General features: G+C 66.7%; 1 protein-coding gene. It reads left to right on the forward strand.

The features are described 5' to 3' along the window. Positions 1-316 precede the first annotated feature (316 nt). Positions 317-18,190 (forward strand): hypothetical protein, encoded by a 17,874-nt coding sequence (locus ACWKY3_RS08820; RefSeq protein ID WP_449316047.1) that lies wholly within the window; start codon positions 317-319, stop codon positions 18,188-18,190. Positions 18,191-18,295: the final 105 nt, after the last annotated feature.

The raw sequence follows: 18,295 nt of genomic DNA on the forward strand, positions 1-18,295 counted from the left end.
ACGCTGGTTTAGCAGGAGTCCAGGTTTCCCCAGTCGCCTTTTGCGTTCCTTTACCTGGCTTTATCTGGTGCCCTTTTGCCTCCCGCATCCCTCCTCTTGCGCCCCTGCGCCTTTGAACCGAAAACAGCCTGATCAAGTGCCATAGAATCCCCTATCCCCCGTTGCAAAAGCGGCGAAGGGGGACGTAGGGGGCGGCTTTATATGCTCTCTCCAAAGTACCATAGGGACCTCACGGACTCAGACGCCGCTGCAAAGGCTTTTGCTGCAAGGGCTTGTGCGGACGGCGAGGCCACGGTATTGAGGAGAGAAGGCGAGTATGGACAGAACGACGGAGACTTTGGAGAAAGCGACGAGGGCAAGAAGGAAGGCGGGTTCCACCGCCGCCCGCATCTTGCTCTCGTTGGCGTTGGCGATGGGGATGGTCCCCGCGCAGGCGTTTGCGAACCCTGCGGACGGCGCGCCTTCGGATGGCGCGTCGGATGCTTTGGTTGAAGGGGCGTCTTTGGGCGACGTGCTGGCGTCGGGTTCGCTCCCCGTTCCCGTTGAAGCGGATTTGTCCGCTGCGGGTTTGGACCCGCAGCGCGAGGACGCCTCCGCTTTGAACGGCCACGCTGCTGCCGAATTCGCCGGCGGCGCGCTTGTCTCCGAAGCCGACTTGGAGAAGCTGGTGCCCGGGGCCGACGAGGCGTCGGGATCCCCCGAAGTCTCCGGAGACGCGGGCGCGGTCGAATCGAATCCGGCCGACGAGGCGGCTTCGGAAGACGGACTCGCGCCCGAAGCTTCAAACAACCTTGCCGACGGCGAGCAACCCGCTGCCGGCGCCGATGCGGCCAACGACGCGGAGGCTTCCGCGCAGGAAGTCCCGTCCGCTTCCGAAACCGCCCCCGCCGACGGCCTTCCGGCCGCCGACACCGCCGCCGATTCTTCCAATACCGCTGACGCCGCCGGTGCCCCCGCCGACCCTGCCTCGGCTGACGCTCACGGCGCCCCCGCCGACCCCCTCTCCTCCTTCCTTGATCTCGTCGGCCCCGAGGAGGCTCAGGCAACCGAGCTCTTCACTCCTCTTGTGTCCGCCACCGCCGAAACCGCCGAGGCCGAGCGCGCCCTCATGTCGGCCGCGCTTGCCGATCCTTCGTCCTACCAAGGCGCCTGGCTGTACGACACCGCTTCGGGCGAGAAGGTGCTCGACGCTGACGGCAAGCCCGTGCGCGTGGTTGCCGCCGACTCCCGCGCCGAAGGCGAAGTGCGCTACGTGGCCGCCGGCTCATCCGAGGTGCGCCTGCTGGGCGCGGATCGGGTGATCGTGGTGGAGTACGGCAAGGTGGCCGAAATCGGCGCGGAAGACGACGGAGGCGACGAGGCGCAAGAGCCTGCCGACACCGCCGATGCCGACACCGAGGGCGGCGAGCGCGCCGACAGCCCGGCCGAGGACGGCCCGCAGACGTTCGCCCTTGACTCCAACGCCGCCGTGGGGCAGGTGACGGGCGTCAAATGGGAGGTCGACGGCGTCATCCAACAAAACCCCGCCACCATCACCTTCAAGGGCGGCGACATCAGCCAAGAGAGCGCCGCCATAAACGGCAAGCCCAACTACAGCTTCCTGGCCGCCTACGTGGTGCTCAACGGCATCCGCCACGAGATAGACTACCTGGGCACCGCGCAGATAGGCTCCGGGCAGAAAACCGTGTACGCGCTCAAGGACGGCACCGGGTCCACGGACTCCACCACCATTGTGACTTACGCGAATGCAGGCGACCAGTTCGTGTTCACCTACGAGAACACGCTCGAAAGCCACAAAGTGTCTCTGAACACCAAGAATTACGAAAGCATGGTGGACTCGGCTCTGAGGACCGTCCAGTTCATCGACGTGCCCTCGGAGGTCAAGCCCGGCCAGTACTTCACGTTCCAGGTGTTCTTCCCCAACGACAAAGTGAACCTTCACTGGGAAGCCTCCACGAACAAGTACTATACGAATCTGCAAGCGGCGCCAAAAACCGTTTTGAAAACCACGATAGAGGGCGGCGTGCTGCGCACCTACGGAGCGACCGCTGCGGAGAACATCCCGTCAGGGGCGGTGGTTGCGCTCAATCCTCGGCTTTCGTACATAGCCGAAGACTTCAGCTCCGTAGACTCCTACGTGCACCATACGATCACCATGACCGGCGTGAACGAGCAGAGTCCCCTGTGGATCAATGCTGGCTACAAAGACAAGTGGGGATTCGTGTTCGACACCGACAAGACGCTCAAAGGGGTGTTCGAGGCGAAGAACAGCTCCGGGAACAGCCTGGTCGGAAGCGCCAACAACAATTCGGTGTGGCAGACCGCCACCACGGTCAACGGGGGGTATGCCGGCGCACCGGGCAAAGCAGGGGTCCGATCGATCAGCGGTTCCGCCACATCCTCCATCGACTCAAGCAACAAGACGGAGTTCACCCTCCAGGTGCGCGCAAGCGGTTTTTGCCAGCATCAAACCTCAAGCTGGCATTATGTTATGGGCAGCATAAGGGTGAACGGGGAAAACGTCTCGTACATCAACAGCGACCGGCTGAACAATGGAAGCACCGCGTCTGCGACCACGACCTTCCGCTCGGGCGACATGACCGGCTTGAAAGTGACGGTGACCACGAACCGGCAACACGGCAGCGCTGGATTGGGAGCCGATAACAATTACAACAATAACAACCCCTTCACCTATTACGACATCAAGTTCGAAAACGTCTACACCGACCTCGACATCGACATCAACATGGTCCAAGGGGGCGCGTGGTGGCAGAACAACGCCAATCCCACCGGCGCGTTCACCGTGTCGTCCCATGAGGGCATGGACGTGCAGGTGTTCAAGGGCCAGCAAGGCCAGTACGGCCAAGAGAACCTGTGGGAGGATGTCGACAGCAGGAACGTGTGGAGGCTGTCGGACTTCCTGAAAACCCCCACGACGGTCATCCGCTACAAACCGGCGGAAGGGTACGTGTTCTCCAACGCCGAGTACGCCACGTACGGGAAGAACCTGGGTCCGGACGGCTTGAACGTGGTCAAGATAGAGGGCATCGACGAGGGCAACGGCCAGAAGAACGGCACCCGGGGCTTCAGCACCATTCAGGGAACGACATCGCAAGGCTGGGTGATAGCCCAGATGGCCGCCAACATGGGTGCGGGCCTGAAGGGCGGCCAGGTGAACGTGCTCAACATCGACGCTGCGAAGATGGTCAAGCCCGCTGAGTACAAGGTGACGTACGAGGGGCAGTACACGGACTCCAACGGCACGAACTGGTGGGGCTACTGGCGCTCGGGAGATCCGGAGGGTTACCTTCCCAAGAGTCCCGAGGACAACGACACCTACGGCATCGGGTCGATTGCAAACCCCGTCATACCGGTGAGCACCCTGCTGCCCAACCCGACCAAGCGCCTGGTGGAGGCCGGCAAGGCTCCCGTGTACTTCCAGGGCTGGGAGGTTAAAAACGTCGTCTCCGCCGCGTCTGGCAGCGGCCTGACCTACGGCACGCCGCCGGGCGGCAGCTCGCCGACCTACTACGTGCTGCCGGGTGGGAGCATCGATTTGTCGAGGGTCACGTTCGACAGCAAGGTTGCCGACGTGATAAACGGCAAGATCATCCTCGATGCCCTGTACACGGAAACGGCGGGCACGGGATCGACCGTCCAGAAGAAGGTCAACGTGTACCGCCACTCCGAGGGCAAGACGGGCTTTGGAAACGACGCGTACGCGGTGGTCGAGGAGTGGGTGACGACGGCGGTGGGAGCCACGGTTGACCTCACCTTCGTCAACCAGACGATCACCGAAGGCGACGACACCTTCGTCATGAACATGGACAGTGGTAAGACGGGCATCGTTGCCGGTCAGAACCCCATCAAGGACGGAAACGACCCCATTGCCAACATCTACTACGAAAAGGTGGCCGCGATTGCCTACGACAAGGGCAGCGCGTCCGGTGTGACGGGCAACGCACCCGCCGATCAGGGCAGGTGGGCCTACGATACGGTGACGCTGGATAGCGGCAACGGCCTCTCCCGCGCCGGCTACACGCTGGCGGGTTGGTCAACCACGCAAAACCTGCCCGCGGGGGACTTCAACCCCACCAACAACCCCACGCGCGACTACGCTTTGGGGCAGACCGGCGTGCAGGTTCCCTGGGACGGCATGACGCTCTACCCGGTGTGGAAGTCCAGCGTGAAGGGCGCCAAGTTCAACTTCGGCACCAACTGGTACTACCAGGGCAACCCGAACCAGCAGGTGGACCAGCTCAACGGCGGCGCGAAGTACCGCTACGACATCACGAACGCGGGCGCGACGACGCTGGCCGCAGCGCTTGGCATGACGGATCTGCCGCGCCAAGCGAACGAAGACGAGCTGCCCGGCTCCTTCACCAACACCAACATCGACGAGCTGATGAACAAGCACCTCTTCGACGTGAAGCTGGGTTCCGGTGCAAACGATGCCGGCACGAACGAGAACAATTACTTCGAAGGCTGGTACACCGGCGTCGGCGGCACGGGCACGCGGGTCACCAAGGACACGGACCTCAGCACGCTTTCTCCCAACGGCAACGGCTACATCCAGCTGTACGCCAAATGGGGCAGCCGCACCTTTGCTGCGGGCGTGGTGTCCGGCGCGGACGACAAGTCGCTGAGCACGGGGTACCAGGGCGGCAGCGCCGACGGCAACCTTTCCGGGGACGCTCTGGCCAACAGCGGCCAGTGGAACATCAGCATCCCCATCACGCGCTCCGGCGCGGGCAGCACCGACGCTGCCAGCGCCTCGGCGGTCAGCTGGCCGCGCATCACGTCGTATAGCCTGAATCCCAGCAACGACAACTTCGCCCTGTACGCGCCGAACGGCGACGAATTGCTGAAGGACGGCAAGGCGCTTGCGTGGCAGCACACCTCCGGCGCGAACGGCGAGATGGAGTTCAGCGCCGTGCTCAAAGACGGCCTGACGCCGGGCGAGTACAGCACTGCGATCCAAGTCAAGATTGACCTCGGTCCCACCGCAGGCGGATGGCACCGCTTCCAGACGGTGAGCATTCCCTTGAAGGCCACGGTCACGGGCGACCTTGACATCAAAACCCCGACCATCGACTACGAGACGGAGGAGATCACGTTCACCGGCGCCGACGTTGCGGGCACCACGGTGACGGGCGACAACTTCAACCACACGGTGAAAAACGACGGCGACAAGGCGTCGCTTGCGAGCGCGCTTGACGCGTGGCCCGCCGGCGACCAGTCCACGGAGCTGACCCTGGAGAAAACCCAGGAGTTCTACCGCCCGCACACCAGCACGATCTCCGTTCCCCATCGCCCGCAGGCGCCGGAGGCGACGGTGGCCTCGACGGTGGGTTCGGACCAGGCCACGCTTTCCATCAACAGCCCCCGCGACGGCTTCAGCTACCAGTACATCAAGTGCGACAGCAACGGAACCGAGGCCGCCGGCGCCCAATGGACCGACATGGGCACTGCCAGCGCGGGCAGCGCCGTGCAGGCGAGCGTCGATGCGGGCGCGTACTACAAGGTGCGCATCAAGGGCAGCAACGCCAACAGCAACTTCGCCTCTGAGCCGTCGGCCGTCTACAAGGCCACGCACGAGGTGATGGTCACCCTCAGTCATGCGAACGACCACGGCAAAGACATGAGCAGTCTGGTGAAGGCCGGCATCGAGGCCGACGGCACCTTGGGCGGCTGGGACGCATGGACCGGCGAAAAGGTCCATGAGGTTGGCTCCTACCTCCAAACCGGCTCCATTTGGAGCAAGGCCACCACGCTCGTTCCCGGCTACAAGCTCAAGTCCATCTCGTACGCCGGCACGGAGCACACGAGCGGGAACATCCAGATCACCGCAGCCGGCCTCGTGACGTTCAACTGGGTGAAGATCAGCCAGACGGTGACGTTCGACTACAAGGGCGCCCAGGTTGAGAACCAGGGCAACAGCAGCCTGCTTGGCGAGAAGGCCGCGTTCAGCCACCCCGACGGCTGGGCGCAAGACGACAGCAGCACGGTGCGCGACGACCGTCACCCCGATCCTAAGAAAAACGGCGCCAACCTTGACGCCTTCGACTTCTACCGGGACGGCCAGGCGTTTGCGGGCTGGTGGACGAAGGACGGAACCGACACCGGCGACTGGGGCGAGCAGTACACCAAGGACACCAAGGTGTACGATCTGGTCAAGCTGGCTCCGGAAACCGATCTCACGGTGTACGCCAAGTGGGTGGACGTCGATTACTCCATCACCGGCAGCAGGGTTGAGAACGGAGACACGGACACCTCGCTTGCGGTGGGTTACAAAGACGACGGCATCTACGATATGAAGGTGAACCTGACCGGCACGCAGGGCGGCGGCGAGGGCGGCATTGCGCCCGACCTGCGGGTGCTGGGCGTCTCGGCAGAGGCTGTGGGCGCGAACAGCGACGCGTTCAAGGTGACCGTCGCCAGCGGGGACAGCGGGGATTTCGACACCGCGCTGGGCCACGGCGTTGGGCTGCAGGTTGCGCCGGCGGACGGCCAGGGCGCGCTTGCTGTGGGCGAATACCAGATCAAGCTGAAAGTGAGCTACGACGGCGGCAACCAGTACGGCCTTGACCTGGGCACCAACGTGAAGGACGGAAGCGAGAACGCCGGCAACCCGGCCTACTACGTGACGGTGACGCTCAAGGTGGAGAAGCTGCCCGTTTCCGATCTGGACGTGAAGTTCGGCCCCATCGACTACGAGAACGAGCGCATCCAGATTGTGGGCACCCATGTTTCCGCCACGGTGGACATGGCGAAAGAGCACCTTGAGATCGCCGGCGCCGATGCGGATACGGCCAGCGTCAACTGGGACGACTGCTGGGTGGTCGAGGGCGGCAAGCTGTATTTGAGCCTTTCTCGGGCACTCGATAGCGACCAGGGCAACTGGGCCGGCGACGGCAGCGCCCTCGAGCTGACGCTGAACCACAAAGTCTGCGACACCCACGAGGCGGGCACGCTGGACACTGCCGCGTTCAACGGCCGCGGTAACGCCCCGGGGCTTGTGGCCGACTCGTACTACGAGGAGGGCGGCCAGCAGCGCGTCCCGGCGTTTGGCGAGGGCGCGTCCGGCACCGTGCGCATCGACACCGCCGGCATGGACCCTGCGGAGACGGTCCTTCTGCAGCACAGCATGGTGGAGGGCGGCGTTTCCGCGTGGCACAGCCTGAACGGGGCGACGTCGTTTGCCCATGCCGCCGATGCGGACAGCCCGTACGGCGTGCGTGTCAGGTGGAAGGCCGACAGCGCGGCGGACGCGCACGACGGCTGGTTTGCCAGCCGCGTCAACAACGTGTGGATCGACCAGTGGTACAAGGTGGAGTACAAGCTGCTCTACACCGACCTCGAGGGCGCGCAGCAAGACGGCAACGGCGTTGCCGGCAAGCTGAACGCCGACGGCACGGTGACCGCGCGCAGCACCTTCTATGGCGAGGTGAACGGCACCACCGCCAATGTGGCCGAGCGCGAGAAGTTCTACGTGCGGGCGGGCGCCAAGGAGACGCTGCCCGTGTTCGGCAAGGGCGACGGCACGTGGGAGACCCCCGGTTTCGACATCGTGAAGATAGAGCAGGGCGTCCTTTCCCCGGGCACCTCCGCCACGCCCGGGGTCATCGAGGACCAGAAGGACCAGGTGTACGGCGCAACCCAGTCCAACGACATAACGGGCGACACGCTGATCACCTACACCCTTGAGCCCAAGACGCTCACGGTGCGCTGGAACATCTCCAACGCCAGCACCCAAGACCCCTACCCCAACGACCTGCCCAGCACGCAGAAGGTGAGCTGGCTGGAAACGGTGCGCACCAGCATGCTGGCAAGCTCCGGCACCGACAAGTGGGATCCCGACAACGCAACCTGGGTGAACAAGTACTTCGACAGCGCCACCCTTGGCGACGACGGCAAGCCCATCGATCCTGTCAGCGTCAACTGGCCGGGCTACATGCGCGACCCGTGGCAGCTGTGGGCCAACGACGCGAACGTGGACAGCTTCCATCCCTTCCAGGTGGGCCAGACGCTGTCGCATGTGTGGAACGTCAGCCCGGCCGAGTACGGTCAGAACGCCCAGGGAACGGCGGCCACCTCGTGGCGCGACGTGGAGGGCCTGACCTTCGGCGTGCAGTACCGCACCTCCACCGGCCAGTACGGCGTGGTGTTCAACGTGCCCAACGACATCGACGGCGTGACGCTGGTGAACGGCAACTCGGCCGACAGCCGCCTGTCCAAGGTGACCGCCGAGGGCAAGGTGGATTCGCAGGTGAAGATAGACGGCACCGATGTTTCCCTCAACGCCCCCGGCGTCCTTAAGGACGGCAACGGCGAGGCCATCGTGTTCTCGGGCTTTTTGTTCGACGAGCCGGGCAAGAGCGGCGCGCAGCCTGCGCTTGGCAACTACCATAACGAGAAGTGGCAGTTCGACACCGCCGGCGGCGGCGCGGGCCAGAAATCGATCTGGGACCATGCCAAGACCGTTGAGGAGAACGTGCACAACGCCTACGTTGACACGTGGAGCGTCAAGACCGAGCCGAACGGAGACAAGGCGGGCCCCATGGACGGCACCGCGCGCCCGGTTCCCTACGGCCCGGACAGCGACAGCAGCTACAGCGACAGCGCGGAGCTGCCGGATTACGCCAAGTTCTCGCTGGCGGCGCGTTTCGAGGACGCTCGCCTGGCCGACGCGCCTTTGTCCGCGGCGTTCGAAGAGGGCCAGATCGGCGGCATCAGCCTGCCGCTGACGGCGCGCGATTTCTTCGACCCGGCGGACGGGGGACGCAACAGCGTGGGCGACAAACCCTCGTTCAGCGATTTCAGCGCAACGGTTGCGAACACCTCCACCGGCATCGACTCCTCGGTGGCCAACGACTGGCTTTCCGCAGGCGCGCTGTCGGGCCAGATAACCGACGACGGCGCAAAGGTGGACCTGCCGCTTACGGTGAAGAGCGATTTGAAGCCCGGGCGCTACACGGCCGAGGTGACGGTGACCTACCGTTACACCGATTCGTTCGGCAGGCAGCATGACGGGCTGACCAAGACCTACACGGTGACGGTGGACGTGACCTCCGACGGCCAGACGGCCGAGGAGGGCGACTACACCGCCACGGTGCATGACTACGCCACCATGCGCGCCAACGCGGCCACCGAACTGGGCGACGCCGCCTCCCTGGCGCAGAAGATGGGCCTTTCCGTCATGGTGGAAAACGCCGACGGCACGGTGAGCGCGGTTTCCCAGGGCACGGGCAACGGCCAGTACACCTTCACGGCAACCCCCAGCTCCATCGGCCAAGACGACGAAAGCCCCATAGAGGTGAGCTACGTTGTGACCGTGAAGGACGGCACCGGCGCGACGCATACCCTCAACGTGCGCGCGAACGTGCACCTGTACGATACGGGCGTGGAGCAAAACGGCGTGAAGGTGTTCGCCAACAACGCCCAAACGACGCTGCCTGAAAAGGACAAGGAGGCGCTCGGCTCCAACTACACCGCTTGGGCGCTCGCCTTGGTCGGCGGCGCCGCGTACGACGTGAACAACAACTACCAGCCGCTCACGGTGACGATTGGCGCGGACGATGGCCTGAGGGAGGCCAACCCGGATGCGGTGGGCACCCAGGTGCAAACCCACGTGAAGGTGACCGGCGCCGACGTGTCGGCAAAGCCCAACGTGACCATCAACAAGGCAACGATTGCGGCGCCGAGCGCCCCCGTGCAGGATGCGAGCGCCTACGCTGTCGATGCGGTGACGTGGGAGGCGGCGACGCACGGCAACGACTTCAGCGTTGCGCAGATCGACCAGCCGGCGGGCAACGCGTGGAAGGTGAACTACGCGCCGCAGATAGAGTACGCGGTTGACGGCAACGAGGGCGCGCCGGTGTCCGGCCTGACCCAAAACGGCCTTTCGCCCAACACCTCGCATCAGGTGAAGGCGCGCTTCGCCGCCAGCAAGGTGTACGACGTGGACGCAGCCGGCTGGAGCGCCGAGGCAACCATGTGGACGAAGCCCAGCGCCCCTGCCGAGGGCGCGGCGAACGGCCAGCCGACGTACACGTACGACTACGCCGCCGAAACCGTGACGGCTCCCCAGACGTATGCCGAAAACGGCAACGACGTGACGCTTGAACTGGATCTTTCCAACCCGACCGCAGCGGGTGGCACCATCACGGCCAGCGTGGCCGATCTGGCGGGCACGAAGGAGGGCGCGTACAAGGGCGCAACCCAGCCCGGCGTCCAAAGCGGCACCTTCACGGCAACCGCCACGGGCAAGGCGAGCACGCTGGAAAGCGACCAGGCTGTCATCAGCACGGTTCCCCAGCGCGCGGCCAAGCCCGACCTGGCCTATGCGCCTCCCATCCTGCAGGCCGACAAGGGCACGTTCACCGGCTGGGACGCCGCGTACGTCAAGAACGCGGCCAACCCGACCGAGGGCACGGAGTACGAGACCTTCTACCAGGTGTCCAAGGTGGACGACGCCGACGCCGGCGCGCGTACGTGGGAGCCGGTCAAGCTTGCCTACCAGGGCGGCGAGTGGACGTACCAGGTTGACCCCGGCTCCACGTACGTGTTCCAGGTGACCCACAGCGACGGCGCGTGGTTCAAGAGCGCCGAATCCGACCAGTACCGGGTTGTGGCGGGCGCCTACATTGTGGCGAACGACTTCTCCATAGCCAAGACGGCCATCGAGAAGTACTACGACGAGGCGAACGGCTCCTACACGCTGAAAGCCGACGACGCCTCGCGCAACGAGTTCGAGACGAACCTGAAGAACTGGGCGGCCGCAGGCGTCATGCCCAGCGGCTCGGGCATGACGGTGAAGGTGGACTTCGACACCGCGTTTGGCGCGGTGCCGGTTGAGGGCGCATACGAGGTGACGTTCTACCTGCAAGATACCGCGGGCCAGAAGGTTGCCGGCTCGGAAAAGAAGGTGACCATGGCCGTGACCTCGTCGGGCGATCCCTCGGTGAACCCGCAGGCCAAGCTGTTCGCCTCCAACTTCGCAGTGGGCAAGGACGAGATAAAGGACTCCTGGACCGGCATGGCCGAGATGAACCAGCTGGCTTGGGACCGCTCGAACGCGCACGGGACCAAGAAGAACGGGGCCGAGGAGCTGGCGCTGGCCGACGTCGAGGTGACCATCGCCCCGGCGGGCGGCTCCGCGCAGGCCGTCACCGACCCGGCGGCCATCGAGCGCGGCTCCTACCGGGTGACGTTCAGGTACCAGCCCCTGACCGCCGACGGCCAAAACGACGGCACGGCGGTGACGGCCACCGTCACCATGACGGTGTACGACCACATGGGCGCCTCGGACGGCTTCTTGGTGGCTTCGAACGACTTCACCGCCGGCGCGGACGAGCTGGTGTGGGACGATACGCCCGGCGCGTCCAACAGCGGCTTCCTCTCCGATGCGGAGGCCGTCAAGCGCGCGAGCGCGACGCTGTACGCGGCCGACAACGCCGCCGTGGCGCTGCCCTCCGACGGGCTTGCCGTTGACCTGACGGCTCTGCGCAACGCCTTGGGCCGCACGACGGTGACGGACGGCGCGGTGTTCACCGCCAAGAACGACACCGCCGCCCAGAAGGCGAGCGCGGCGTCGGATGTGCTGGTCACCGACGACAGCGCCGTCAGCACGGACTACAGCCTGAACGGCAACGACTTCTTCATCTCGCTGGAGGAGCTGCAGGGCAAGAAGCTGCTGCCCACCGGCAGCGGGATGCCGACCGCGCAGTACAACACGCAGCTTATCTACAATCGCGGCCAGGTGAAGCCCGTCAACCTGGGCACCGGCGGCACGCTGCCGTTCAACCAGCTGTACTACACCGTGGTCACGCCTGCGGGCGAGTCGCTGACGAACAAGAGCAGCGGCACGCTCAACGGCCACACCGGTTGGACGACGGGCGATTACCAGGTGACGATAGCCGTCCAGGCCCAGGAGAGCACGAGCATCCAGATCACGATGCACGTGTACGACAACGGCCAGACCGTGATCGACCCCGACGGCAACGGATATTTCGCCATCTACAGCAACAACGTGCATGTGAAGGAGGGCGCCGATCTGGCAAATCTGGTCAAGCCGGATAACGACTACGAGAACCTGCGCAACGCGGCCCAGGTGGCGGCCTACTTCCAGGAGCTCAACGGCACGCACCGCCCCTACGGCGGCGGCGACATGGCAACCGGCATGGGCGACCAGCTGGCCCAATTGGCCGCGAAGACGGCGGGAGAGAGCGCGCCGGTGACGTTTTTGGCTCCCAAGACCGCAGCCGAAGCCGAGCGCGCGCAGAGCACCAGCACGGTGTTCGTGCACGGCGACGGCACCTCCGACCCCGACGGCAACGGCATTTGGGCCAATCCGTTCGCGTTCGGCCTGAACGAGCTGACAGGCGAGGGGGCCTTCGCCTCCACGCCGGACGCCCTGACTGACGCGCTCAAGGCCGAGATGTACGACCGCGCCAACGTGACCGGCGTCCTGGACCAGGTGGGCTTGCCCGCCGCGTTCGACGGCGCCAAGGTGAGCGTTGCGGTGGTGGGCACCCAGGCCGGCGACGCATGGGCTGCCAAGACCTACCAGGTGACTTTCAGCCTGGTGGCGGACGGCACGAAATCCGCGACGGTTTCCCTGACGGTGTACCCCTACGGCGCCAAGGGCGATCGCTACGCCGTGTTCTCCTCGCCGTTCAAGGTGAGCGAGGACGATCTGCCGAGCCTGACCGACGAGCAGCTGGCCACGTTGGGCAAGGTGACCGTGTACGACGCAGACAACCTGGCGGCTCCCATCGCCAGCGGCGCCGCCGCGCTCGACAAGGTTGCGGTGGACAAGACCGGCCTCAAAAACGGCGATGCCTGGAAGACGGCGGGCGACGACGCATGGGTGAACTACACGGCAAACGACGACGCCGCGGCAACGGCCGCCTCGCAGGTGACCATCTGGGGCGGCGGCGCGGTTGATCCCGATGCGGGCAACCAGATCCTCGCGCAGGACTTCGTCACCTCCAAAGAGGAGCTGGCGGGGGCCGGCGACGCGGCGGCGCTCAAGCAGCTGCTGTTCGATCTGGCCAACGTGACGGGTGTGAAGGACGGCCAGGCCATCACGGTGGCCGACATAAGCAAGATCACCGTGAACGGTGATGACGAGGAGGCTTCGGCCGACAACATCGTTGACGGCGCCGAGGTGACGTTCCATCTGGACGGCACCGCCCTCAAGGCCACGGTGACCGCCACCGTGCACGACAAGGGCGGCTCGCACGAGGGCGCCGACGGCACGCGCTACGGCATCTTCGCCCGCGACTTCGACTTCTCCGAGGCCGACAAGAACGCCGGGCTGCTGGACGCCGCCGACAACTACGGCATGCTGCAGCGCTTCGCCGGCGTGACGGCCACCGTGACGGACGCGGACGGCCGCTACACCGTGCTCGACGGCGCGGACGCGGGCAACGTGGGCGTGAACGCGGGCGACGTGGCGGCGCTGGGCGCGCTGGCAACTGCGGGAGCAAGCCATGCGGTGACGTTCACCAACGCGAAAGACACGGAGAACCCCCAGGTTACGGCCGCTCCTCTGGGCACCTACCGCGACGGCGGCCAGACCGATCCGGGAACGGGCACGCTCTACGCCGACGACTTCACCATGGAGCGCGGCGACCTGAGCGGCGCAACCGACCTGGCAGGCACGTTCTGGACCAACGCCAACGCTGGCGGCTTCAAGGCCGACGGCACCGCGCTGGGCGTGAACGACGTGGCCGTGCAGGTGCAGAAGGCCGACGGCACGTGGGTTGCGGCTGCGGACTACGACGAGGGTTGGAGCAAGAACGCCTACGAGGTGAGATTCTCCTACACCGAGAACGGCAAGACGGTGGAGGCCCAGGTGACCTTGACGGTGGCCGACGACTCCGCCACCCAGGGCGGCGTGAGCATCTCCGCCAACGACTTCAACGTGGCGGCGGCCGACCTGCCTGCGGCCGCCGACGGCGCCGAGGCGCTGCTCAAGTGGCTCTACGAGCAGGCGCAGGCGCAAGCCATGGTGGGCGGCGCGCCCGTGAGCGCCGACGACCTGGCAAACGGCGGCGTGAGCGCCACCATCGACGGCAAGGAGCCGACTGCGGCCTGGCCTGCGGGCAAGGGCAGCTACCAGGTGGCGTTCACCGTGACCAAGGACGCCGGTGCCGCCACGGCCGCCGTCACCATGACGGTGTTCGACAACGGCGGCGAGGTGGTTGGCCCCGACGGCACCTCCTACAAGCTGTACTCCAACGACTTCACGGTGAGCGCCGAGGAGCGCACGGACTCGTGGCCCGACGACGCCGAGCTGATCAAGCGCGGCCAGGTGGTGGCGGTGCCTGCAGGCTCCACGGCGGCCGATCCGAACGCGCCTGTCGCCGTGACCGACCGCGGCGGGCTTGCGACGGCCGAGCCGGGCGCGACCGTCCAGGTGAAGTACGGTCTGGCGAACCAGCAGTCGGGCGAGGGCTGCGCGTCTGAGGTGTACATCACGCCGGGCGGCGGCACGGATCCGGACGATCCGGATGCCAAGGCGTCCATCTTCGCCGGCGACATCTACACGTCCGTTGACGAGCTGGCTGCGAACGCCAGCGATGTGGCCGCGCTCCTGTACCGGCTGGCCGGCGTGTTCGGCACGGACGCGGACGGCAACGCCCTGCCCGGCGCCTACGACGTCGGCAAGGTGCAGGTGACCGTGGGCGAGGGCGCCGAGGCTCCCACCGTGAGCAACGTGGTGGACGGCGTCAGGGTGACGTTCGCGGTTGCGGGCACCAAGGTGCAGGCCACGGTGACGGCGCACGTGTTCGACAACGGCGGCTCGGTGGTTGACCCCTCGACAGGCGTTTCCTACGGCATGTTCTCGGACGACTTCGACTTCAGCGCCGACGACAAGGACGCGCTGGCGCAGAAGGGCGCCGGCAACTACGCCGACCTGCGCGCCCGCGCGAACGCGGTTGCCACCAAGACCGACGAGCACGGCCTGACCTATCCGCTGGACGGGTCGAGCGACGCCGTTGTGCGCGTCGAAGGGGCCGACGGCCTGGCCGCCGCCGTGACCGATGGGCAGACGGTGGACGTGACGTTCACCAACCTGCTGGGCACAGGCGCGAACGGCGCGACGGCCGCCAGCGTGTCCACGGGCACCTATTTCGACGGCGGCACGGAGGTCGTGGGCAAGGGCAGCCTGTTCGCCAACGACTTCGACATGGAACGCGGCGAGCTGACCGGCACGGCCGACCAGATCAAGAACCTGTTCTGGGACGCCTCCGGCGCCAAGGGCGCGGATGCGGACGGCAACGCGCTGACGGTTGGCGACGTGACCGTGAGCGTGCGGACGGGCACCGCCGAGGACGGATCGCCCATTTGGACCGACCTGGCAGACTACCAGGGCGGATGGAACGCGTCCAGCTACGAGGTGCGCTTCCATTACGCCGAGGGCGTTGAGGCCGTGGTGACCATGGGCGTGTGGGACGACGTGGACGAGCCTGCGGACAAGGACGTGTCGGTGAAGGCGTCCGGCTTCGCCACCACCGTGGACGACCTGGCCAAGGTGGCTCCCGCCGATGCCGCCGAGTGGGCGTTCTCCCAGGCGGGCGCCCGGGCGACGGTGGACGGCACGGTTTACGACGCCTACGACGCCGCGGTCATCAAGGTGACGAACAAGGGCAGCGACAGCCTGGCGCTGCCGAGCGAGAAGGGAGTGTACGAGCTGTCCATCACGGCCACGTCCCAGAAGGACCCCGCGGCCACCGCCACGGCTGCCGTGACCATGACGGTGTTCGACAACACCAGCGGAGGCGGCGACGAAGGCGACGTGGAGGGCGCGGACTACGCGGTGTTCTCCAACGACTTCGAGGTGAGCGCCCAGGAGATAGAGGCCGGGCTGTCGAACGAGCGCATCATCCAGCTGGCCGGGGCGACGGCTTACAAGAAGGACGATCCGCACGCCCCGCAGGGCACCGTGACGGTGGAGGACCGCACGCAGCTTGTGGCGGCCAACGCCGGCACGACGGTGCGGGTGGTCTTCGGCGTGGCCGAGGACGGCCAGGCGCGCTGCGCGTCCAACGTGTTCATCACCGAGGGCGGCGGCACCGACCCGGTGGATCCGGACAATCCGGATTCGGGCAAGGCCCGCATTGCGGCGCACACCGTTTACACGTCCAAGGCGGAGCTTCAGGCGAACGCCGGCAAGGTGGCCGAGCTGCTCTACAACCTGGCCGGCGTGAACGGCACGGGCGCGGACGGCGCGGCGCTGGGAACCTACGACGCGGCCAAGGTGGACGTGAAGGTGGACGTGGACGGCGTTCTTGAGGCGCCCGCTGCGGACAACGTGGCGGACGGCTCCAAGGTCACGTTCACGGTCGTGGGCACCAAGGCGCAGGCCACGGTGACGGCGCACGTGTCCGACAACGGCGGCGAGGTGACGGACCCGACCGATCCGGGCAAGCGCTACGGCATGTACTCCAACGACTACGTGTTCAACACGGCCGACCGCGATGGAGCCTTGTTCGAGGAAGGCGGCAACGGTTACGCGGCGCTCATCGAGCGTGCCGGGGCCTTCGCCACCGTGCGCGGCGGCAGCGGCTACATGACGGTGCTGGGCGCCGACCAGGTGCAGCCCGACGCCGCCCAGGTGGAGGCCATGAAGCAGGTGCCACTTGGCTCCGCAGGCGACGTGGCGTTCGCCAACAAGCAGCACGCGGCGGCGACGTCTGTCTCCACAGGGACGCACCTGGACATGAGCTTGCAGGCGTCCGACTTCGTGGAGAAGCGCGCCGACCTGCAGGCTGCCCAGGACGCCGAGGCGCTGCGCCAGAGGCTGTGGGCGGGCGCCCAGGCTTCGGGCACCGACTTCCAGGGGACTTCTCTGGACGTCTCCGACGTGGCTGTTCACGTGAAGCAGGACGGCGCGTGGGCGGTCGTGGACGATTCGTTTGCCGAGAGCTGGGATCTGCCCAGCTACGAGGTGAGGTTCGTCTACGCCAAGGACGGCGTCGGCAGCGTCTCTGCCGAGGTGACCTTGTCGGTGTTCGACAATGCCGGCGAGGCCACCGGGCCCGACGGCACCGTTTACACGGTCTACTCCAACAACTACACGGTGAGCGCCGAGGAGCGCGACGCGGGAGCGCTCACCGACGAGGAGCTGATCCGTCGCGGCCAGGTGGTCGTGGTGCCCCAGGGTTCGACCGTGGCCGATCCGGACATCGTCGTGGAGGTGACGGATCGCACGGCCCTCGACGCGGCGGTTCCGGGAGATGAGTTCGACGTGGTCTACGGCATTGTCGGCGGGACGGGCGCCGGCTGCACGTCGCGGGTGTACATGACCCCCGGCGGCGGCTCGGACCCGGGCACGGATGCGAACATCTTCGCCCAGGACTTCCACACCTCGGCAGACGAGCTGGCTGCTGCCGAGGCGGCGGGAACGCTCGAACAGCTGCTGTTCGATCTGGCGCACGTCTCCGGACAGGTTGGCGGGGTTCCCATCACCGCGGACGACCTGGCGGGCGTCACCGTGGGCGGCCAGGCCGCCACGGCGGCCAACGTGACGGACGGCGCGCAGGTGACGTTCGTCCTGGCAAGCCGCTCCCGGGCGGCGGACCTGTCCGCAACCGTGACGGCGCACGTGTCCGACCACGGCGGCTCGACGGTCGATCCGGACACGGGCCTGCGCTACGGCGTGTACTCGCGCGACTTCGAACTGGGGCCGGACGAGCGCGAGGCTCTGGCCGATCCGACCGGCAACTACGCGGCGTTGCGCGAGCGGGCCCAGGTGACGGCCGTGAGGGCGGACGAACGCGGCATGTTCCACGTGCTGGACGCCTCCGACCCCGCAGTCGTGGCGGTGTCGGGAGCCGAGGGGCTGCTCGACTTGGCGGAGGACGGCCAGCAGGCGGCTTTGGCCTTTGCCAACGTGGCCGACGGCAATGCCGCCGGGGCCGTCAGCCTCTCGACGGGCACGCTGCGCGCCGGCGCTCCGGCCGCCCCCGAGGAGCCGGCCGCCCCGCAGACTCCGGCCGAGGCCCCTGCGGGCGCGCCGTTGGCCGTGGAGCCGGCGCCCACCCCGCTGCCGCTGCCCCGCCTGGGCGACGGCACGGCGGTTCTGGCCCTGCTGGCTGCCGCTGCCTTGGCCACCGCGCTGGCCGCCCGCGCCCGGTCCCGGGCGCGCCGCTCCGGCCACGCCCGGCCGAGGCGCTAGGAGGCGAAGGGGCGCCCGGCCGTTGCGAGCCGCCCCCTCCCCCCCCCCGCTCTTCGCACGGCCCCCGCATCGCGCGGGGGCCGTGCGCGTTTCTTCGTGGATTTC

Source organism: Rubneribacter sp., assembly GCF_965361815.1.

Coding starts and splice junctions, on each gene's coding strand:
- ACWKY3_RS08820 (WP_449316047.1), top strand. CDS start 317: ATGGACAGAACGACGGAGACTTTGGAGAAAGCGACGAGGGCAAGAAGG.